15 protein-coding genes and 1 pseudogene are annotated in these 22,468 nt (G+C 56.7%); 13 read left to right on the top strand and 3 right to left on the bottom strand.

The annotated features are described in order from the left end of the window. Positions 1 to 44: 44 nt before the first annotated feature. The 3 genes from ACOYW2_RS26280 to qmoC all read left to right on the top strand — a co-directional run bounded on the left by ACOYW2_RS26280 (position 45) and on the right by qmoC (position 4,923). Positions 45 to 1,316 carry a CoB--CoM heterodisulfide reductase iron-sulfur subunit A family protein gene (locus ACOYW2_RS26280; RefSeq protein ID WP_482418735.1) on the top strand — a complete coding sequence of 424 codons (1,272 nt, stop codon included), beginning with the start codon at positions 45 to 47 and terminating at the stop codon, positions 1,314 to 1,316. 6 nt (positions 1,317 to 1,322) lie between these two features. Continuing rightward, positions 1,323 to 3,647 (top strand): FAD-dependent oxidoreductase, encoded by a 2,325-nt coding sequence (locus ACOYW2_RS26275; protein WP_482768488.1) that lies wholly within the window; start codon positions 1,323 to 1,325, stop codon positions 3,645 to 3,647. A gap of 103 nt (positions 3,648 to 3,750) precedes the next feature. Then, the gene (gene qmoC / locus ACOYW2_RS26270) at positions 3,751 to 4,923 is read left to right on the top strand and encodes a quinone-interacting membrane-bound oxidoreductase complex subunit QmoC (protein WP_482768487.1); all 1,173 of its coding nucleotides are present in this window, start codon (positions 3,751 to 3,753) and stop codon (positions 4,921 to 4,923) included. A gap of 780 nt (positions 4,924 to 5,703) precedes the next feature. Here the strand turns inward: qmoC and ACOYW2_RS26265 are convergent. Further along, a pseudogene (locus ACOYW2_RS26265) lies at positions 5,704 to 6,972 on the bottom strand (sulfate adenylyltransferase). A gap of 380 nt (positions 6,973 to 7,352) precedes the next feature. Beyond that, positions 7,353 to 8,807, bottom strand: coding sequence for a hypothetical protein (locus tag ACOYW2_RS26260; protein ID WP_482768486.1), 1,455 nt, complete (start codon positions 8,805 to 8,807; stop codon positions 7,353 to 7,355). A 522-nt stretch (positions 8,808 to 9,329) separates the two neighbouring features. On the opposite strand from ACOYW2_RS26260, the gene ACOYW2_RS26255 reads away from it, so the two are divergent. Further along, positions 9,330 to 10,526: a hypothetical protein gene (locus ACOYW2_RS26255; protein WP_482768485.1), complete on the top strand. Its 1,197-nt coding sequence runs from the start codon at positions 9,330 to 9,332 to the stop codon at positions 10,524 to 10,526. Between the two features lie 297 nt (positions 10,527 to 10,823). Here ACOYW2_RS26255 and gatB read toward each other — a convergent pair whose 3' ends face one another. After that, positions 10,824 to 12,260, bottom strand: coding sequence for an Asp-tRNA(Asn)/Glu-tRNA(Gln) amidotransferase subunit GatB (gene gatB, locus ACOYW2_RS26250; RefSeq protein WP_482768484.1), 1,437 nt, complete (start codon positions 12,258 to 12,260; stop codon positions 10,824 to 10,826). 303 nt (positions 12,261 to 12,563) lie between these two features. On the opposite strand from gatB, the gene ACOYW2_RS26245 reads away from it, so the two are divergent. The 9 genes from ACOYW2_RS26245 to ACOYW2_RS26205 all read left to right on the top strand — a co-directional run bounded on the left by ACOYW2_RS26245 (position 12,564) and on the right by ACOYW2_RS26205 (position 21,714). Further along, a complete protein-coding gene (locus tag ACOYW2_RS26245) occupies positions 12,564 to 12,827 on the top strand; it encodes a DUF2065 domain-containing protein (protein WP_482418728.1) in 264 nt (87 codons plus the stop codon). 3 nt (positions 12,828 to 12,830) lie between these two features. Then, entirely contained in the window at positions 12,831 to 13,883 is a 1,053-nt protein-coding gene (gene queA / locus ACOYW2_RS26240) for a tRNA preQ1(34) S-adenosylmethionine ribosyltransferase-isomerase QueA (protein ID WP_482768483.1), read from the top strand. Positions 13,884 to 14,295: 412 nt separating this feature from the next. Continuing rightward, entirely contained in the window at positions 14,296 to 15,423 is a 1,128-nt protein-coding gene (tgt, locus tag ACOYW2_RS26235; RefSeq protein WP_482768482.1) for a tRNA guanosine(34) transglycosylase Tgt, read from the top strand. Positions 15,424 to 15,994: 571 nt separating this feature from the next. Then, positions 15,995 to 16,492: an aminotransferase class I/II-fold pyridoxal phosphate-dependent enzyme gene (locus ACOYW2_RS26230; RefSeq protein WP_482768481.1), complete on the top strand. Its 498-nt coding sequence runs from the start codon at positions 15,995 to 15,997 to the stop codon at positions 16,490 to 16,492. 49 nt (positions 16,493 to 16,541) lie between these two features. Further along, positions 16,542 to 17,174, top strand: a complete 633-nt coding sequence (locus ACOYW2_RS26225; protein ID WP_482768480.1) for an aminotransferase class I/II-fold pyridoxal phosphate-dependent enzyme — start codon at positions 16,542 to 16,544, stop codon at positions 17,172 to 17,174. A 779-nt stretch (positions 17,175 to 17,953) separates the two neighbouring features. Beyond that, positions 17,954 to 18,190, top strand: coding sequence for an OadG family protein (locus ACOYW2_RS26220; RefSeq protein ID WP_180138544.1), 237 nt, complete (start codon positions 17,954 to 17,956; stop codon positions 18,188 to 18,190). 18 nt (positions 18,191 to 18,208) lie between these two features. After that, positions 18,209 to 20,299, top strand: coding sequence for a biotin/lipoyl-containing protein (locus ACOYW2_RS26215; protein ID WP_482768479.1), 2,091 nt, complete (start codon positions 18,209 to 18,211; stop codon positions 20,297 to 20,299). Positions 20,300 to 20,357: 58 nt separating this feature from the next. After that, positions 20,358 to 20,819, top strand: a complete 462-nt coding sequence (locus tag ACOYW2_RS26210; RefSeq protein ID WP_482768478.1) for a sodium ion-translocating decarboxylase subunit beta — start codon at positions 20,358 to 20,360, stop codon at positions 20,817 to 20,819. Then, positions 20,749 to 21,714, top strand: a complete 966-nt coding sequence (locus tag ACOYW2_RS26205; protein WP_482768477.1) for a sodium ion-translocating decarboxylase subunit beta — start codon at positions 20,749 to 20,751, stop codon at positions 21,712 to 21,714. Before ACOYW2_RS26210 ends, ACOYW2_RS26205 begins: the two co-directional genes overlap by 71 nt. Positions 21,715 to 22,468 lie beyond the last annotated feature (754 nt).

Below are 22,468 nucleotides of genomic sequence, written 5' to 3'. Positions count from 1 at the left end.
GATGGTTTCGACAGTTTATAAACATTTATGCATGGAGGGATAGCATGACAATCGACAAAGCAGCCCCTGCTAGTGCAAGCATTTTGGTCGTTGGCGGTGGGATCAGCGGACTGACCACCACCCTCGAAGCCGCTGAAACCGGCCACGAGGTCATCCTGGTTGAAAAAAACGCCTACCTCGGCGGGCGTGTTCTCCAGTTGAACCAGTACTTCCCCAAACTCTGTCCTCCCACCTGCGGGCTTGAAATCAACTTCCGCCGGATCAAGGACAACCCTGCCATTCACGTGCAGACCATGACCGAAGTGGTGAAGGTCGAAGGGACCCCCGGCAACTACGAGGTGACCCTGAAAACCCGTCCCCGCTACGTCAACGACAACTGCACCGGCTGCGGCGCCTGCGCCGAAGCGTGTGAAGGCGAGATTGAAAACGAGCTCAACTTCGGGATGGATCGCACCAAGGCAGCCTACCTGCCCCACCCCATGGCCTTCCCCGCCAAGTACGTCATCAGCGAGTACATCAGCGCCGACGACAAGAAGAAGTGCGAAGAGGCCTGCAAGTACGGAGCCATTGATTTTTCCATGACCGAGACCACCACCACCGTGAAGGTGGCCTCCGTGGTCTGGGCCACCGGATGGAAGCCCTACGACGCCACCCGCATCGACAACCTTGGCTTCGGTCGCCACCAGAACATCATCACCAACATGATGCTGGAGCGCATGGCCTCCTCCACCGGCCCCACCGAAGGCAAGATCGTTCGGCCCTCGGACGATGCAGCCCCGAAATCCGTGGTTTTCGTGCAGTGCGCAGGCTCCAGGGATGAGAACCACCTGCCCTACTGCTCCTACATCTGCTGCATGGCCTCCCTCAAGCACGCCACGTACCTGCGCGAGCAGTACCCCGACTGCGAGGTCACCATCTACTACATCGACCTCCGCGCACCGGGCCAGCGCTACGAAAAATTCTACAACAAGCTCAAGGAAGACGAGAAGGTCTTCTTCGTCAAGGGCAAGGTGGCCGAAGTGGCTGAGGCCGACAACGGCTGCGTCACCGTGGTGGCTGAAAACGCCGTCACCGGTAAAAAAGTGCGCCAGACGGCCGATATGGTTGTCCTGGCCACGGGCATGGAGCCCAGCCTTGCAACAGACAAGCCCCAGGCAGATCTCACCTTCAACGACAACGGCTTCATCATCAACGATTATGACAAGGGCGGCATGTTCGGGTGCGGCTGCGCCAACAAGCCCGCTGACGTTGTCTCTTCCAACCAGAATGCTACAGGTATGGCCCTGAAAGCGATTCAAACCGTAGTAGGGAGGTAAATAACCATGGCAAAAAAATATGGTGTATATATCTGCACAGGTTGTGGAATCGGCGATGTCCTCAATATTGACGAGCTGGCGGGTGTGGCTGAGGACGAGGGCTACACCGTCAAGCGTCACGAATGCCTCTGCGGCAAAGAGGGCCTTGAGATGCTCAACGCCGACGTCAAAGACGGCGTCAACGCACTGTCCATCAACGCCTGCTCTCGCCGGGTCAACTACGACATCTTCAAGTGGGACGACTGCCTGGTGGACCGCGCCAGCATCCGCGAGCAGGTGGTCTGGAGCATGAGCCGCGAGAAGTACCCGGCCAAAGGCCCCGAAGACGACGATTACTTTGTGGACAATATCCAGCTGGCCGCCAACGACTACATGCGCATGAGCCTGGCTCGTCTCGAAAAAATCGAGCAGCCCGAGCCCTTCAAGCTTGAAAACCAGAGCAACAAAATCCTGGTTATCGGCGGCGGCATCACCGGTATCAACGCGGCCATCGACGCAGCCAAGACCGGCGCCGACGTCACCATCGTGGAAAAAGAGGCCAAGCTGGGCGGCTGGGCAGCCAAGATGCGCAAGCAGATGCCCCAGGGCGAGCCCTACACCGAGCTCTTGCCTCCGGTCATCGGCGACACCCTCGCCAAGCTTGACGGCTTCTCCAACATCACCGTCAAGACCAGCACGGTGGTGGCCCGTATCGCCGGCCAGCCCGGTGACTTCACCGTGACCCTTAAAAAGCCCGGCGAGAAGATCCCCTTTGACGTGCCCTTCCCCCTTCCCGATGAGATGAAGGTGGACGAGGCCGGCAACGAGCTGGACGCCGAGTCCCTGGCTGAAAAGTACAAAGAGTACAACGAAGGCCGTGAGGACATCCTCCACCTCGACCCCGAAGGGGAAAAATTCGGTGCCGTGATCCTGGCCGCCGGCTGGCGCCCCGCCGAGCTCACTGCCGAGGCTTACCCTCACCTCTCCATCGACGATCCGGACGTGATCACCAACGCCCAGTTTGAAGAGATGGCAGCCGCAGGCAAGCTGACTCGCCCCTCCGACGGCAAAGAGGCCAAGAACGTGGTCTTCATCCAGAGCCCCGGTGCCGGCAGCGACCGCGACTTCGAGTACGCCGGTTCCGTTACCAGCCTCGTGGCCCTGAAGCAGGCCAAGTACGTCCGCGAAGACTACGAAGACGGCAAGGCATACATCTTCTACCAGCACATGCGCACCCCCGGTCTCACCGAGGAGTTCTACAAGAGCATGCAGCAGGACAACGGGGTCTTCATGACCAAGGGCGACATCGCCTCCGTTACCAAAGAAGGCAAAGCCTTTACCGTTGAAGCCAACGGCACCCTTTTGGGCGACAGCCTCAAGGTGAAGGCCGACCTCGTGGTCGTGGCCGCCGGCATGGTCCCCGTCACCGTGGACGACGCCGTCATCAACCTGGCCTACCGCCAGGGCCCCGGCTTCCGCGACAACGACATCTTCGACGGGTACGCAGACTCCAACTTCATCTGCTTCCCCTACGAAACCCAGCGTACCGGCATCTACGCCGCCGGCGCCATCCGTCGGGCCCAGACCATGGAAGAGTCCATCGAAGACGCCTCCGGTGCGGCCCTCAAGGCCATCCAGTGCCTTGAGTCCGTCAACCGCGGCGTGGCCGTGCACCCCCGAAGCGGGGACATGACCTTCCCGGACTTCTTCTTCCAGCGCTGTACCCAGTGCAAGCGCTGCACCGAAGAGTGCCCCTTCGGCGCCCTTGACGACGACGAACGCGGGACCCCGAAACCCAACCCCACGCGTTGCCGTCGCTGCGGTACCTGCATGGGTGCCTGCCCCGAGCGTATCATCGGCTTTGCCGATTACAGCATCGACTCCGTGGGCTCCCAGGTCAAGTCCGTCTGGGTTCCCTCCGAGGACGACTACTACGAGCCCCCCATGCGTATCCTGGGCCTGATCTGCGAGAACGACGCTCTGCCCGCCCTGGACATGGCCGCCATGAAGAAGCTCGGCGTCGACGCCCAGATTCGCTTCATCCCGGTTCGTTGCCTGGGTTCCGTCAACGTGGTCTGGATCAAGGACGCCCTCTCCCAGGGTATGGACGGTGTCTTCCTCCTCGGCTGCAAGCACGGGGACGACTACCAGTGCCACTTCGTCAAAGGCTCTGAGCTGGCCGATGTTCGTATGAAGAAGATCGGCGACGCCCTGGCCTCCCTCGCCCTCGAGGAAGAGCGCGTGGCCCAGTTCGAGATCGCCATCGACGAGGCAGACAAGCTGCCTGAAATCGTCAACGGCTTTGTCGAGCAGGTGGTGGCCCTGGGTCCGAACCCCTTCAAGGGCTTCTAAGACCCGGCTCTTATGATGCAATGATCGGAGCCTCCCCTGATGCCTTCGGGGGAGGCCCCTTCAAGCGAGTTTCTAACGCAGAAAACGATGAGGAGGAATTCTCATGTCCGATAAAACCCTTGTGAATCCAAACCTGGAGTTCATTGATGAAGTGGTGGGACTCGGTGGCGACTCCCTGAAGAAGTGTTTTCAGTGTGCAACCTGCGCCGTGGCATGTCCCATCGCCCCCGAAAACTCACCCTTTCCCCGAAAAGAGATGATTGCGGCCTCCTGGGGCCTCAAGGATCGCCTGGTGGGAAGCGCCGATATCTGGCTCTGCCATGCCTGTGGCGACTGCTCCACCCTGTGCCCCCGCGGGGCTCAACCCGGTGACGTGCTCTCGGCCATTCGCTCCTATGCCATTACCGAGTACGCCCAGCCCAAAAAACTGGCCAAAATGGTCACCGACAAGAGCAAGTTCTGGATCCTTACGGCCATTCCGGCTGTCTGGTTCGCCATCATGGCCATCATCACCATGACCATGGGCGGTACCATGGAGAAGATCTTCGGCTTTTTCGGCGCCCACTGGGTGCACCACACCGACGCACCCATCGCCCATGCTCGTTTCATCTCCACCTGGCTGGTGGACTTTACCTTCGTGCCCCTGGCCATTGCAACTGTGACCATATTCTACCTGGGTCTCAAGCGCATGCTCAACGACATGCATGAAAACGCCCTGGCCGAAGGCAAAACCGACAAGCAGGACCTGGACATCAAGGCGTTCCTGAAAACCATCCCCGCCGTGCTTCCCAAGATCCTCAAGCACACCCAGTTCAACGAGTGCGGAGAGAACAAGTCACGCGGCACGGCCCACATGATGGTACTCTTCGGGTTCGTTGGCTGCTTCATCGCCACGGCCATCGCCGGCTCCCTTCTCTACTTAGCCGGAACAGCCGGTCCTTACTCCCAGCTCAACCCCCTCAAGTGGTTCGGTAACCTGGGCGGCATTCTCATCGTCCTGGGCGCAGCCCTGATGATCAAGGACCGTCTCGGCAAGAGCGAGACCAGCAACTACAAAGACTGGTACCTCCTCGGCTTGGTCATTCTCCTGGGCGCCACCGGTCTCCTCACGGAGATGGCCCGCCTGGCAGGAAGCACCTTCGGGGCCTACCTGCTCTACTACATCCACCTGATCGCGGTCTTCCACCTCTTTGCGTATGTGCCCTTCTCCAAGCTGGCACACTTTGTTTACCGCATTGTGGGCATGACCTACGCAGAGTATGCAAACCGCCAGTAGTGGCTGAAGCTGCATCTGAATAAAAAAGGAGAGCCGCGCAAAGCGCGGCTCTCCTTTTTTTATTTGCCATGCTGAACAGGGCAGGGTAGCCCCCCAAAAGCCATGGCAGACCAAATTCCTTCCAGAGCCGCAGCATCTTCTCGACAATTTCGGTCTCCAATGCCTACCCACTATCCATAGGGAAACACGAAACGCTTATAATGAGAGTTTCATCATCGCCCCACCCTTTCTATGCCTGAATAAGAATTCATTCCATTTCGAGCCTATTTGATGCCTTGAGCAGCCCTCCGGCACCCATCGCCCACAGACTTTCTAAGCCCTGTATGCGCTCACTTTGTGGCATTATAGAAGGTTCACACCCATCGTTACGGGTGCACCACTCCCCTTTACCGACCACCTGGTGTTCAGTCTATGTTCCAACGAATAGCGATTCAGACGATACTTTCTATGGTTCAAGGGGATGGAAAAACAGACCTGCGGCGGCAAGATGGAGTCGAAACCCTGTGGCGAATGCACGGAGGTTGACATCATGCAAACGTTTTCGGTGCATCGCGTGGAGGGGGATTGTGGGCCACCGTTTTTTAAGGAGAGGCCCATTTCATTCTTCTGCAAACCCGATGGAGGTCATGCGGAATTTGCTTGGTTTTAATCGGAATGACTCCGGCAGCCCTACCAGGGACATAAGCTGAGGCGTTACAAAATAAAAAGGGCGGTGCATCTCTGCACCGCCCTTTGACAAGCAAACAAACGATCTCACCCCGTCAGGAGTGAACACCCATGCTATTTGCCGAGAGCGGCAGCGTGGGTTTTGATCTCAACTTTTTCGGTGAGACCGGCATAGTACTCGCGGAGGATGACGAGAACTTCTTCACGACCGAAGTGATCGGGAATCTCGGTACCTTCGGAGAGGCCTTTACGCAGCATGGTGCCGGAAAGGATAACGCGGTCTTCTTTGCTGTGGGGGCAGGTACGCAGGGAAGCCATGCCGTCGCACTTCTTGCAGTAGAAGGTCCAGTCGATCTTCAGGGGCTCGCAGAGGAGGCGCTTGCCTGCATCTTCGGGCATGGGGATCTTGTCGAAGAGATCCTGGGCCTCGAACATGCCGTAGAAGTCGCCAACACCAGCGTGGTCACGACCGATGATCATCTTGGAGACACCGTAGTTCTGACGGAAAGTGGCGTGGAGGAGGCCTTCACGGGGGCCAGCGTAACGCATGTCAAGGGGATACCCGCCCTGGAGAACGTTCTCTTTGACGAAGTACTTGTCAACGAGGGTGTCGATGCATTTCCGCGTACTTCCGCGGGGATGTCGCCGGGCTTCAGGTTACCCACGAGGGAGTGGATGAACGCCGTCGCATACCTCGGCAGCAAGCTTGGCCAGGTACTCGTGGGAACGGTGCATGGGGTTACGGAGCTGCAGGGCTGCAACGGTTTTCCAGCCGCGCTCTTCGAAGATGGCACGGGACTGGGCGGGGGTCAGGTAAACACCCTTGTACTTCTCGGGGTAGTCGCCTTCAGAGAGAACCTTCACGGGACCGGCCAGGTTGAAAGCTTTCTGCTTCATAACCATCTGAACGCCGGGGTGATCATCTTCGGCGATTTTCCAGAACTCTTCAGCAGTGGGGGTGCCTTCGCCCATGAAGACCTTCTCGCACTCGTAGCGCTTGTCGGCTTCGGTCATCTCGTATTTTTCGGTGACCTTCATAGTGGCCATGATCTCGCCTTCGGCGGTCACAAGGGCAATCTCTTCGCCGTCGGTGATGGCGTCAGCGTCTTCTTTGGAGGCGTCGAGGGTCACGGGGATGGGCCAGAAGGTCCCGTCGGCCATGAGGAAATCGTCACAAACACCTTTCCAGTCGGCTTTGGTCATGAAACCGGTGAGGGGGCTGAAACCACCGATGCCCATCATGATGAGGTCGCCTTCGGCGCGGGGGCTGATGGTGATTTTCTTGAGCCCTTCAGCTTTTTTGAGTTCAGCTTCCTTTTCAGCACCTTCGAGAAGGCAAATGGTCAGGCCTTTCCCACCATGGGGAGCAACTAAGTTTGACATGAGCACGTCTCCTTTCATTAAAAAAAATGACTTGGATATAATTCGAATAAATGTTCTTCACATTTACTTCATGTGCGTTATCTCTATTATTAAAGTAGATGAATAGGAAACAAGGCCCGCTTTGTCAAGTTGAATTTAGGACTTTCATCAACACAGATGATGATAGACGTTTTATCACATCCCCAATTTTGCTTTATTTTTGACCGGTTGATTGATTTTTCACCCCATATGGTGCATTTTCAAAACCGCCACACCACCTGTAGAGCCAAAGACCGACATGAAAAAAGATCAAAAAAAAGGCACCGCCCCTTGATGATAAGGAGCGGTGCCGTCTTTTTCATGTCAAATCAGCCTCTACGGGCAGATATGTCCCCTTTGAATTACTTCAGGGAAGACAAAACAAAGTAGGAGCGACCTTTCCCTGAAAGACCGGCCTTTTTGTTGAGGACACCACCGAAAACCTCCAGCTCGCCGTCCCCGTCGATATCCACGATATCAAAATCGATCAGAAATCCCTTAAAGGCTGCCGAGCTTGCAATCGGTGCCAGCTCGTAGCCGTTCCACCCCACAACCACAACACGACCATTTTTGTAGCGTTTCAACCCCTGGAACAGATGCCCCAGAGAATCTTTGTGCTGAAGCACGCCCACACCTTTCAGGTTCCCGTGATCCACAGATTGAACCCGGGAAACCAGGTAGCGCCGTTCCTCACGCTCTTTGGACCCTTCGGTCTTGGAGAGAAAAAACCGGGAGCCGCCATAATTTTCGTCGCTACGGTACACACTGGAATGGTCGGAAGCGTCGTTCCAGAACCCCAGACGACCACCCTCGGAAAGAAGGTAATACCCGTTGCCATCACCTTTCAACACGGGGGCCGTGTCCCAGCCAAGGACATTGAAAGCCCCATTCATCTCAAGGGGATGACCCAGTTCAAGGCCCTTAGACCCCAGACTCACCCGGTGTATATCACCCCAGTAATCGATGCCGTCGAGTCTCTGTGCAATACAGGTTCGTTCCCCATCAGGCAGGGACACAACGGCCGAAAGGAACGGCGCGGGTTTACCCACCGGTACCAGGGTGGTTCCGTTGTGACGAAACACCAGAGTAAAGGGGTCCTGGTTCACAGCGTGAACGGCGGAAAGTAAGAGCTCTGACTTGCCATCTCCGTCAAAATCCAAAGTATCCATGCGGACCGGTTTCAAATAATCGGGGTAACTCACCCTGTCAGATTCAACAATGGCCTTTTTAGATACGTTGAAAAGAAGCAGGGTTCCCCTTGTAGCGGCCACGGCTTCCACCACTCCGTCTCCGTTCATGTCCGCAGCAGCAACGCTCTGGACCTCCATGGAAAAGATATCGCTTCGAACGGCCTCTTCTTCAGTAGGCACAGGCGAAGGGGTTGGCACTTCCTTTTTGACAACCGGTGCTGGTATCGGAGTCGCCTTGGGCGCCTCCACCCCAGCTGTCATTTTACCGGCCACCTCATCGGCCAGCTCGCCCACAAAGCCAATGAGCTCGGCTTCGGAGCCGGATCGGGAAAAATGGAAGCCCTTTTGTTCCATGGATGCGCCGAGGTTGGCGGTGCCGCCAAACAGGGTGACGCTGATATCAAGGGAGGGCCCGTCACACTCCGTGAGAACGGAGACCCCGGCCTCCCCGAGTCGGTTAGTAACCATCTGGGCCACGCCGGTTTTCAGGTACCCGCTGGCCTCGGGTCCGTTGTAGGCCACCTCGTCAATGGACAGGCAGGGCTGTGCTCCCATGGCCGCCCCCCCAAGCAGGAGGACCATGGTTGCCACCATACCGGCAACCCGCTTCTTCATGTGGAATTTCATAGACATCCTCTCCCGGCACTTGCGCCGTGTTCATACCTATTTTATATAAGGTCGCTTTTCATAAGTAGTGCATTGACAATACACAGAAACTTCACTTTTTTTAGACTATCATCATATCCGCGTTGGGTGAAGTTTTTTCTACCCGCAAAACCACGCCTCGCCACCAACCTGTTTTTATTAATGATTCTCTCGAAGGACACCCTTCTAAAATCGTAAAATTATATTGACATTCCCATTGAAATTTTTTAAAAACTTAATCTTAATTAAGGTAACATAATGGATGTGTTGCTTTATGTTATCCGGTTGCTGCTTGTTGTTACACCCGGAAATCTTCGCATTTTCCTAACGATTTCCAAACAGTATGGTGCTACCTTCCTGCGAAACCGGAGTCATGGTCAACACCGGCAATGCCGCGCATGGAGCCTTGCGATCGGTCTGACGCGCCTTCAGGGACCTGTCCGAAGCTAAGATGCCAACGCGCCGGGGGACTATTTGAAACCTGAACGATAAGGAGATTTATTAATGTTCAAGAAAGTGTTCGCTGCAATGCTCGCCGGCCTTTTCATCAGCGCTCCTGCGTTTGCAGAAGTAAAGATGAGCGGTTCTTTTTTCATCAAAGGGAATGGAGTCCAGAACCCTGAGACCGGTAAAGACTACCGTTACTATGAGTCTGACCTCGAAATTAAATCCAGCATCATCGTTAACGAAAACACCTCCGTTGACATCACTGCTGAAGCATTCGACACCAGCTGGGACAACTCAGCCAACATCGCTGGCGGCAGTGCCAACGACGACGGCCAGAATTACTTTGAAGTCAGCAAAGCTGCCATGACCCACAAGTTCACCACCGGCACCACCTTCATCGGCGGTATCGACAGCAACCTTGACGCATGGGGTACTGCTTTCGGCGACAACGCCGAGCGTATGTACTTCATCCAGGCTGACCAGGCCACTCCCTTCGGTACCCTGACCTTCAAAACTGAAAAAATCAATGAAGTCGACAAAACCGATGACGATGCCGATGTTGATGGCTACCTCGTTGGCCTGACTACCAAAGCTGGCGCCTTCACCATTCAGCCCGCAGTCTACTACCTTGACGCTCAGTCTGCCTGGACCGATGACCTTGGTGTCCAGGGACTCTCCGCTGGTTCCTCTGCCATCAAAGGCCAGGTTGCCGTAACCGGTAAAATTGGTGCCATCAACCTCGAATCCGAGTTTGGTTTCGCGTCTTACGATGACGACGCCATTGGCGGTTACGACGGTTCTGTATTTGGCCTCTGGGTTGATGCAGGTACTACCGTTGCAGGCCTCGGCGTTAACGCCGGTATCCTCTACTCCGGCACCGACGATCTGGTTTCTTACTACGTAGGTGACGAACTCTGCCCCATGGAAGTACTGGGCGATGAAATCCTCCTCGAAGGGACCACCCTCGCTCGCGTCAAGGTCTCCAAGGCTATTACTGAAACTGTTTCAGTAGACACTGCCCTGGCCTACGCAATGACCAACTTTGACAAGGACGAGAACCTCGCGCGTTCCACCAGCACTGGCAACATCAAGTTCGACAATGTTTACGAACTCGATGTTAACGCTTACTACAAAGCATCTGACGCCGTAACCCTCTCCACTGGTATTGCTTACCTTGACGGTGATGACGCAAACGAAGAGTCCTTCGAAGACGAAGGCGTTTGGGGCTACGTAAAAATGAACGTTGCTTTCTAATTTTAGGAATGCATAGTTCTTAGCCATTAAAAAAGGCCCGCCGTTTTGGCGGGCCTTTTTTTGTTTCCAAGCCTTTTCACAAGCCCACTGGAACCTCACGCAACGCAGCTCACCGCGCCGCCCCTACCCACTTCGCCAAACGCGCTTATACCAAAATAGAAAGCCCCTGCTATATATCCACAGCAGAGGCTCCAATAACACAAAACCTATCTATCAAATTTTTTAAAAATTTGGCCCCCAGCAGGGCCGCCGGAGGCTGATTGCACCGTTAAATCTATTTTTCTGAACCATCAACCATTAATTCTCATTCAAGAGCTGATTCACCACCTTGGGGTTGCCCTTGCCCTTGGTGGCTTTCATGACCTGGCCCACAAAAAAGCCCATGAGCTTCTTCTTGCCGCCGCGGAAGGCCTCCACCTCTTTGGGGTTGTCGGCCAGGAGCTTGTCCACGATGCCTTCGATCTCAGAGGTGTCGGAGACCTGGGCAAGGCCCTTTTCATCCACAATCACCTTGGCCTCTTTTCCGGTGGCGGCCATCTCGTCAAAGACAGTCTTGGCCATGGTGCCGCTGATGACATCCTCCTGGACAAGGGAGAGAAGCCCTGCCAGCATCTCCGGGGACACGGGCACGTTGCCAAGGTCCATGCCGCCGGTATGCAGAAGCCCCAGGACGGATCCCATAACCCAGTTGGCAACCATCTTGGCCTGCTTGGGCTTGGAGCCGAAGATGGCCAGGCAGTTGTCGAAATAGGTGGCCAGCTCTATGGACGAGGTGAGGACATCGGCATCGGCTGCGGGCAGGTTCAGCTCGTCCACGTAGCGCTTCTTCATGGCATCGGGGAGCTCAGGCAGGCTGCCTGCGATCTCATCGTACCAGGCGTCGTCGATGACCACGGGCAGGAGGTCGGGGTCCGGGAAGTAGCGATAGTCGTGGGCGTCTTCCTTGCTGCGCATGGAGGTGGAGATCTCCTTGTCGGCGTTCCAGAGGCGGGTCTCCTGGATCACCTCGCCGCCGTTATCCAGAATATCGGCCTGACGGTTGATCTCATATCGAATGGCCCGCTCGATGTTCCTGAAGGAGTTTAAGTTTTTCATCTCGGTGCGGGTACCGAACTCTTCTTGGCCCCTGGGCCGCAGGGAGACGTTGGCGTCGCAGCGGAGGCTGCCCTCTTCCATGTTGCCGTCGCATACCCCGATGTGGCGCACGAGCTGATGGATTTTTCTCACCAGGGCACCGGCCTCCTGAGCAGAGCGCATGTCCGGTTCTGAGACGATCTCGATGAGGGGCACCCCAGCACGGTTGAGATTCACCAGGCTGATGGGGCGCATGGGGTCGTGATTGAGCTTGCCCGCATCGTTTTCCATATGGATCCGCGTGATGCCGATGCGCTTGGTGGAACCGTCTTCCAGGTCGATGTCCAGATGACCGTGCTCGGCAATGGGCAGGGCAAACTGGGTGATCTGGTACCCCAGGGGAAGGTCCGGGTAGAAGTAGTTCTTACGGGCAAAACGGTTCACCCGGTTGATGGTGCAATTGGTTGCCACCCCGGCCTTGGCCGCATAGGCCACTGCGGTTTTGTTAAGCACCGGAAGCACCCCGGGCATGCCGGTACAGACCGGGCAGGTCTGGCTGTTGGGCTCCGCCCCGAAGGCGGTGGAGCACCCGCAAAAGATTTTTGTTTTGGTTTTCAGCTGCGCATGTATTTCAAGGCCAATGACGACTTCATATTCCATATCCGACTCCGCTGCATGGGCGATATCATAACAAAGAACCGGTCCATCAAGCCGACAGACCGGTATGTATATAAAAGGAAGGATTATAGAAGATTTCAGGTTTGATGACAAACCCTTATTCATGGTCGAGGGACTTTCCCGACACAACAGATCGTTACGCACCACCAGACTCATCACGGCCCTTCCCATCCCCTCGCCACCAAACACGGGCACCAAAAATATACGTTTTGACAAACCCCAATCTCCATACTATAAATACGGGTTTTTCAAACTGTTTTGCGCCGACGTCAAGGTGACCGGCACATGAAACGAACCACACCGGACGGGACAAACCACGAACACCGCTCGTCCCCACCGATGTGTCAAGGCACGGCAGACCATATGAAATATTTTCTTTGCGTTATCGGAATGGTGATGATTGTTGAGGGACTTCCCTGGTTCGGATTCCCGAACAGGGCCCGCCAGATTCTCCTGACCCTGGCCGCCCAGCCGGAAAATCGCTTGAGAAGCATGGGGCTGTTCATGATGCTTGGAGGGCTTGCCCTCGTTTATCTGGGGAATATGTAAGAGATGTACCAACTCAGTGATTATCGATTCGACCTTCCGGAAGAACTCATCGCACGCCACCCGGAAAAAAACCGTACCGACTCCAGGCTCCTGCATCTGGAGCGTCACACCGGTTCAAGGCACCACCGACATTTTTCCGATCTCTCGGGCCTCCTTAATAAAGGAGACCTCCTGGTTGTAAACAACACCAGCGTCATCCCCGCCAGGCTCATGGGCCACAAAGAGACCGGCGGCAAGGTGGAGGTGCTGATCCTGGACTACCGGGAAGGCATGGCAGCCATGGACCGCGACGGTGCTTTCTCCTGCCGGTGCCTGCTCAAGGCGTCCAAGCGGGTCAAACCCGAGACGCCCATCCGCTTCGGAGACGGTTTTTCCGCCGTTGTGGAGAGCTTTGACCAGGGTATTTACCGCCTCCGGTTCGCGTGCGACGGCGACTTTGACCGCCTCCTTGAGACCCACGGCAACATGCCCCTGCCCCCGTACATCAAACGGGACGCAGACGCCTTCGACAAAAAAACCTATCAGACGGTCTATGCCAAAAACCGCGGGGCCGTGGCCGCCCCCACCGCAGGGCTCCACTTTACGGGGGACCTCATGGAGACCCTGAAAGCCAAGGGCGTTGAGATCGCCGAGCTCACCCTCCACGTGGGCTACGGCACCTTCGAGCCCGTGCGGGTGGACGACATCCGGGACCACGCCATCCACACCGAGTGGTACGAAGTCTCCGAAGCCACCGCATCCGCTATAAACAATGCCAAAGCCGAAGGCCGCCGGGTTATCGCTGTGGGCACCACCTCGGTGCGCACCCTGGAGTTCGCCACCGCCGATGACGGCACCCTTACCCCCGGTGCCGGCCCCTGCGATATCTTTATCTATCCCGGCTACCAGTTCAAATGCGTGGACGCCATGGTCACCAACTTCCACACCCCGGAGTCGACTCTCCTCATGCTCGTCTCCGCCTTTGCCGGAAGAGACACCATCTTCACCGCCTACAAAGAAGCCGTCAGGCTGAAATACCGCTTCTTCAGCTATGGTGATGCAATGTTTATTGATTAAAGCGTACCGAAAAAGCATGCCTCCGGTGGCGAGGTGAGCCACCTCGAAGCGTATTGCGACTGCACTCTCCCCCTCGTTCCTCGGGTAAAAGTGCAATCGCCTTAGGCTCGAGCTTCGCCCGATACAAACGCTATCGGTTGATGCAAGCAGCGTCACAAGCCTCGAAGTAACAGGATACGTTATCGTAACGTGAGCAGTATCCTCGTTAGCCGTAAAAGCGTTTCGACTTCAAGCAACCTCTTTCAGGCAAGCGCCGGAGGCAACCGTCATATAAAAATAGCCTGTTCTACACGGGCAAAGCCCGTCAGCGAATGTGACAACCTGAGGAACGAAGGTTGGAGCATTCGCAAACCTGGGGTGCAGGGGCTTTAGCTCCTGCCCGCCGGAGGTAGCTTTTACATAAAGGAAAACCATGAGACTTACGTATACCAAAGAAGCTCAGTCCACAGAGTGTCGGGCACGGGCAGCCACCATCAAGACGCGTCGGGGCGAGATCAAGACCCCCATTTTCATGCCTGTGGGCACGGTGGGGTCGGTGAAGGCCGTGTCGGTTGAGGACCTTGAAGAAGCCGGCGCCCAGATCATCCTCGGCAACACCTACCATCTTTATTTAAGGCCCGGCACCGATGTGCTGGACGTTTTTGGCGGGCTCCATGATTTCATGAAATGGAAGCACCCCATTTTAACGGACAGCGGGGGGTTTCAGTTCTTTTCCCTGGCCAAGCTCACCAAGCGCACGGAAGAGGGGGTCTCGTTTCAGTCCCACATCGACGGGTCCCGGCACCTCTTCACACCGGAAAAATCCATTGAGGTGCAGAACCACATCGACTCGGACATCATGATGTGTTTGGACGAGTGCACGCCCTACCCGTCGGACCACAAGGCCACCAAAGAGTCCATGGAGCTCACCACCCGATGGGCCCAGCGCTGCTATGATTTCTGGCAGCAGGAGACCGACCTGCGCAACAACGCCTTCGGCATTGTCCAGGGCGGCATGTACAAGGACCTGCGCACGGCGTCGGTGGAGCAGATCTGCGACATCGATTTTCCCGGCTACTCCATCGGCGGCCTCTCCGTGGGCGAGCCTAAGGATCTGATGATGGAGATGGGCGAGCACACCCTGGCCCAGATGCCGGACCTGAAGCCCCGCTACATCATGGGCGTGGGCACCCCCTCGGACATCGTGGAGCTGGTCATGATGGGCGCCGACATGTTCGACTGCGTCATGCCCAGCCGGAATGCACGAAACGGCAAACTCTTCACCTCCGAAGGGGCCCTCAACATCGCCAACCAGCGGTATCAGAAAGATGAAAAACCCCTGGACCCAGTGTGCACCTGCTACACCTGCCGAAACTACTCCAGGGCCTACCTGCGCCACCTCTACAAATCCAAAGAGCTCCTGGCCTACCGCCTCAACACCATCCACAACCTTCATTATTATATGAACCTCGTGGGGGAAATCAGGCAGGCCATCCTCGAAGACCGCTTCATGGCCTGGCGCAAAGGCTTCTACGCCGCCATGGAGGGCGGGATTCAGTAGTGAAACAAAAGCGTGCCTCCGGCGGCAAGGTGGGGGCACCTTGAAACCCTATGACGGGCTCCGCCCGTTGCTTACGGAAGAGGGTGGCCAACCTCCGGCATACAAGCGGAGTCCGCTCTTGTCACGAGGGTGCCAGAAGCATCAACCAACTGTAGGGTGCGCTTGCGCACCATTGACGGGCCTTGTGATCGCAATACGGCTTCAGACCTTCCAAGGTTTGCGATGCATGAAGCTTCATTAGCCCAACCCATCAAAGGGTTTCCCAACAACATGCGGTGCGCAAGCGCACCCTCCTCGATGAGGCATAAGCAACGCCGGTTCTCCCCCCGTTTTCTCAGTCCCCTTCCTTCGTATGGATAAATTTCTTTGATTTTTTTCCACATCCTGTGAAATAAAAGTGATTCACACCGATCTCATCAAACGTTTCGTTTGGTTTGCAGCAGCCGTATCGGTTCCCAGGTAAAAACATGGACGCCGCGACGATACCGCCTGCCCGGGACACACCGCAGGCTTCGTGGCTGATATGCGTTCTTTTCATTCACCACAAGAGATAGACGGACCGGAGGATTTCATGACCATTTCGACCAAGATCAAGGGTGCCATCGAAAAATCATCATTTATCCGCAAAATGTTTGAGGAAGGAGCCCGCCTCAAGGCAGAGCACGGAGCGGACAAGGTATACGACTTCAGCCTCGGCAACCCCTACCTCGCCCCCCCGGCTGAATTCAAGGAGAGCCTCATGAAGGTGGCGGCCTCTTCCGGTGAAGGCATCCACTCCTACATGCCCAACACCGGCTACCCCTTTGTGCGCGAGGCTGTGGCCGGGTTTGTCTCCGAGCAGCAGGGGGTCACCCTGGATGAAAACGACATCGTCATGACCTGCGGCGCGGCAGGGGCCCTCAACGTGGTTCTCAAGACCCTCCTTGATCCCGGCGACGAAGTGATCTGCCCGGCGCCCTACTTTGTGGAGTACAATTTCTACGCCGACAACCACGGGGGCGTGGTAAAGACCGTTCAGACCAACCCGGATTTCACCCTGGACCTGTCCGCCATGGAAGGACATCTGTGAAAAGACCAAGGCCATCCTTATCAACACCCCCAACAACCCCACCGGCCAGGTGTACGACAAGGCGAGCCTTGATGCCCTGGGAGATCTTCTGGCCCGCAAGAGCCGGGACATCGGTCATCCCATCGTCCTTATCTCCGACGAACCCTACCGGAAGATCACCTACGCCGGTATCACCGTGCCCTCCATCATGACCAGTTACGCCAACAGCGTGGTGGTGACCTCCTACTCCAAGGACATCTCCATCCCCGGAGAGCGCATCGGCTACATTGCCATCCACCCCGACTTCGAGGGCAAAGGGCTCTTTCTGGGCGGCCTGGCCCTGTGCAACCGTATCCTGGGGTATGTCAACGCTCCGGCCATCATGCAGCGGGTCATCGCCGACATCCAGGGGGTCAACGTGGACATGACGCCTTACGAAAAAAACCGGGAGCTTCTGGTGGACGGCCTCACCGAGGCCGGGTATGAATTCACCGCCCCCAAAGGGGCTTTTTACCTCTTTCCCAAGTCCCCCATCGAAAACGACGTGGAGTTTGCGCGGGAACTCCAGGAGGAACTGATCCTCGTGGTACCGGGCAGCGGATTCGCAGGGCCCGGCCATTTCCGTATCTCTTTCTGCGTGGACGCGAAAACCATCACCGGGGCTCTCCCGGGATTTGCCAGGGTGATGAAAAAATACAAGTAGTTACTCCTCGAGGAAAACCGCGATAAACTCCGTTCACATTCCTTTCAGAGGTTACCCGGCGGAAAGATGTTTTTTCATCTGCCTCTTTCCGCCGGATTTTTACCCGCCCCCAGCCAGGCACCTCCGAACCACACGAAATAAAAGCCAATCAGTGCATCCTCCGTAGGGTGCCCCTATACCGCAGGCCCTCACCACAAACCCGTCCCCTTCCGCCCCCAATATTCATGAATTCCACTGCTTGCCAAGTTCCCCGCCCCATCGCCTCCTGTCAATACCAAGGTATCATCCTACAATAGCTCGTATTTTTTTACTTGACATTGTCGCCCAAATATACAAAATTGTTCGATTCTAGTAATATACTTTCAGTGCCTACATGGCCAATACCTCGATCTGAACGACACATTTAACGTACGTCTGACGACAAAAAAGGAATTGGGAGCCGTCTCAAGGTGACACGTGTCACCCCAAGGGAGTACTGCCCCCTAAGGGTCCATTGCCTGCCGATTTTTCGGGGGTTTGACCCGCCTTTACCGATATTGAAGATTGATGCGCGAATGCCCCCTGCCCGATGGGATACGGGCAGGTGCCGTTCGGCATACATGGATGCCGTGGCAACACGGGATCATCATGAGAAAAGATGCTTTCGCACCGGGCGTGGCTTTATTGCCTGCCGCGGGATGTATCGACCGCACCGTCGACCCCGCACATTCACCCCTGTGAACCCACACGTGAAACGCCTCCGGTCAAAGACATCGATTATTATGTGGAGGGGATAGAGTATGATAGTTGAAGGTCTGGGATTGATGGTTGCAGGCATGGGGGTGGTCTTCGCGTTTCTGACCCTCCTGGTCTACGCAATGAAAATCTCGGCAAAGGTGTTAGAGCGATTTACCGATGCCGAAGTGACGGGTGGACCTTTGGAAAAACCAAAAACCGCAGTGTTTCAAAAGGCTGGAGATGACCTGACTGAAATCGCGGTGGCCATTGCGGCTGTAAAAGCCTGCGCGCGCAGCTAACGAAAGGGATAGAAGATTATGGCTAAGAAATTAGTTCGTTTCATGAACACAGCGTTTCGTGATGGTTTTCAGTCGGTCTACGGAGCGCGAGTATTTACTGACGATTTTATGCCTGCCGTTGAAGCGGCAGCCGCAGCGGGCTGCAACTACTTTGAAGCAGGCGGCGGCGCGCGGTTTCAGGCACTCTATTTTTACAGCAACGAGTGCGCCTTTGATATGATGGACAGGTTCCGCGCGGCCGCTGGCCCCGACGCTGACCTGCAGACCCTGGCGCGAGGCATCAACGTGGTGGCCCTGGACTCTCAGCCCAAGGACATGATCAAGCTGCACGCCGAAATGTTCAAGAAGCACGGCATCTCCACCATCCGTAACTTCGATGCCTTGAACGACGTCAACAACCTGATCTACAGCGGTCAGTGTATCGCCGAAGCAGGCCTCAACCATCAGGTGGTCATCTCCATGATGGCCCTGCCTCCGGGCTGTACCGGCGCCCACGACGCCGATTTCTACGTCGACATGCTCAAGCAGATCATGGATGCGGACATTCCGTACCACTCCATCTGCTTCAAGGATGCCTCCGGCACCAGCTTCCCGTCAACGGTCTACGAGACCATCAAACGGGCCAAGGAGATCATTCCGGCGGACATTCCTGTTCAGTTCCACACCCACGACACCGCCGGTATCGGTGTCATCGGGTACAAGGCCGCCCTGGACGCGGGCGTGGACGTCATCGACCTCTCCATGGCTCCCTGCTCCGGCGGTACCTGCCAGCCCGACATCATGACCATGTGGCACGCCCTGCGTGGCACCGAGTACGAGCTGGACTGCGACATCGACAAGATCCGTGAGGCTGAGGAAGTCTTCAAAGAGTGCATGAAGGACTACTTCCTGCCCCCCGAAGCCAAGGCTGTGGAGCCCATCATTCCCTGGTCTCCCATGCCCGGCGGCGCCCTTACGGCCAACTCCCAGATGATGCGTGACAACAACATCATGGACCGCTTCCCCGAGATCATCGAAGCCATGGACGAAGTGGTTCGCCTGGGCGGTTTCGGTACCTCCGTAACCCCCGTAAGCCAGTTCTACTTCCAGCAGGCCTTCAACAACGTCATGATGGGCAAGTGGAAGAAGATCGCCGAAGGTTATGGCAAAATGGTCCTCGGCTACTTCGGCAAGACCCCCGTGCCCCCCGATGCCGAAATCATCAAGATCGCCTCCGAGCAGCTGGGCCTTGAGCCCACCACCCGCAGCCCCCTCGACATCAACGAGGAGGATCCCAACAAGGGCATCCCGTCTGCCAAGAAGAAGCTCGAAGACAACGGCCTGCCCACCACCGATGAGAACATCTTCATCGCGGGCGCCTGTGGCGACAAGGGCATCAACTACCTCCTCGGCAAAGCCACCATCGGCGTTCGCAAGAACGTGGCCGAAGCACCCAAGGCCGAAGCCAAGGCAGCCCCGGACGGCTACACCGTCACCGTGGGCGGCAGCACCTACGCCGTGAAAATCGACGGCAACACCGCCGTGGTCAACGGAAAAGCATACAACGTCAATGTGGCCGAAGGCCTCGCCGCCGCTCCTGCCGCCGCAGCCGCCCCCGCGGCTCCCGGCGTGAAAGAAGCTGTCAAGGCCCAGATGCCCGGTGCCGTGGTTCGCATCTCCGCAGCCAAAGGCGCCCAGGTCAAGGCCGGCGACACCCTGCTCGTCCAGGAAGCCATGAAAATGGAAGTGGAGGTGAAAGCCCCCGTGGACGGTACCGTGGCCGATATCCTCGTGGCCACCGGTGACCAGGTGAACGCCGATCAGGTCCTCATCCAGATCGAAACCGCCGGCGCTCCCGCCGTAGCCGCAGCACCTGCTGCAGCGGCTGCCCCTGCACCTGCCGCCCCCGCCGGGGCCGGAGAAGAGGTGAAGGCGCAGATGCCCGGCGCCGTGATCAAGGTCCTGGTTGGAAACGGCAGCGCCGTGAAGGCAGGAGACACGCTTCTCGTTCAGGAAGCCATGAAGATGGAAGTGGAGGTCAAGGCCCCCGTTGACGGCACCGTCACCAGCGTGGCTGTTTCCGCGGGCGACCAGGTGGCATCCGGCCAGAGCCTGGTCACCATTGCTTAAGGTGATTCTCCATCGCACTCTTTATGCCTTCAAACGACTGAACGGACAGGATAGGACCATGACTCGATACATGAGATTGACACATAAAATCTCCACCAAGCCCCTGGCGATTGTGGCAGCCCTTGTCGCTCTCTGCCTCTTCAGCGGGGTCTCCATGGCAAGTGCCGCCAGCGCGCCAGCGCCGGCTCCCGCCGCGGACGCCTCCATGGGGAAAGTGGAAAAGCTCTGGAAAAGCACCGGACTCAATGCATTTGTCAACGGTGTCAAAGAAATCTTTGCAGAGAAAACCATCGACAACCACCAGCTGATCCCCCTGGGCATCGGCCAGCTCATCATGATTGCCGTAGGCTGCATCCTGATCTGGCTGGCCATCAAAAAAGGGTTTGAACCCCTTCTTTTGATTCCCATCGGCTTCGGCGGTATTCTTGCCAACATTCCGGTGGCCGGCATTGCCGGACCCGAAGGGTTCCTCGGCCTCATCTACGGCTTCGGGATCAATAAGGGCCCTCTCCCCTGCTGATTCATGGGCGTGGGCGACGACCCACTTCGGCCCCCTCATCGCCAACCCGAAGACAGCCCTTTTGGGGGCGGCCGCCCAGTTCGGCATCTTCACCACCCTCATCGGCGCCCTGGTGCTGAGCCAGGTGGTTCCCGGCATCGACTTCTCCCTGCAGGACGCCGCCGCCATCGGTATCATCGGAGGCGCGGACGGCCCCACGGCCATCTTCCTTGCGGGACGGCTATCGCCGGACTTGCTGGGTGCCATTGCCGTTGCGGCTTACTCCTACATGGCCCTGGTGCCCATCATCCAGCCGCCTATCATGAAGGCCTTCACCTCCAAGGAGGAGCGAGGCATCGAGATGAAGCAGCTTCGCCACGTCAACAAGGTGGAAAAGATTGTCTTCCCCTTGATGGTCCTGGGCATCTGTATCCTGCTCCTGCCGGATGCAACGCCCCTGATCGGTATGCTGATGTTCGGCAACCTGCTCAAAGAGTGTGGCGTGGTGGAACGTCTCTCCAAGACCGCCGCCAACGAGCTGATCAACATCGTCACCATCCTGCTGGGCATCTCCGGCTCCAAGCTGGCTGCGGAGAAATTCCTGCAGCTTGAAACCCTGGGGATCCTCCTTCTCGGTCTCGTGGCCTTTGCCATCGGTACCGCGGCAGGTGTTCTCCTGGCGAAGCTGATGAACCGCATGAGCAAAGAGAAAATCAACCCCCTTATCGGCGCTGCCGGTGTCTCCGCCGTTCCCATGGCAGCACGCGTGGTCAACGGTGTGGGTGTTGAAGAGAACCCCCACAACTTCCTGCTGATGCACGCCATGGGCCCCAACGTGGCCGGCGTCATCGGTTCGGCGGTTCGCCGGGCTATCCTGGCCGGTAAGTACAACCTGATCCAACGGATCCCGACATAAGAAAATCTCAAAGCCCCGTTCCTCCGGAACGGGGCTTTTTTTATGCCAAAACACTTGGTAACTATTCATCTTGCCTTCTATGGGTAATGTGAGTGGAAAAACAAGCCTCCGACGGCGAGGTGAACCACATCGAAAGCTGATTGCCCTCGGGCTTCGCCCGGCATAAACGCTGATGATTGTGCGGACTGGCTCACAAGTGTCGAAGTCAATGAATACGTTATCGCCACCTGCCTGTTGCCGATTGAATCGCACCGACTCCGGCGGGTCGCTTTTTGAATAAAAGCTCCGTAAAAGCGTTCCGGTTCAATGCCCGTTTTGTTTAAACAAGTCAGCTCACCAAAAACTCTCGGCCGCTCCACGTCATTCGCAAGTCCTGTTTGTCAAGAATTGGTGAACGTTTGGCCCCCGGAAGCTGTTTTACGCTGAACAGTGACAAACCCAGAAACAGTCCGGCTCACTCAGGCCCGTCATTTAAGTCACAATTGCAATGCGTTAGAACGCCACCGCCTTGACAGCCAAAAAAAAAGTATGGTAGACAATTCGTGACTGAGCGACCGTTCAGCCTCCTTGCGCAGCCCTGCCACACCTTCTCGTCCCGGCCCCACGGCTGATCGCTCAGGGGCGTGCCCCAGGCACAACTCAGACCAGGAGCAAAGCACCCGACTCACATGCAATCGGCGATGCTTTTCCGCTACAGGTTTTCGCCCCAAAAATAGAAGGGGCCCATTCCCCTGATTCAGCTTTCATGATAATA

Source organism: Desulfoluna sp. CLI2B, assembly GCF_056847375.1.
Note: the sequence above shows the minus strand (reverse complement) of the source record. Positions and strands in the feature narration are given on the sequence as shown.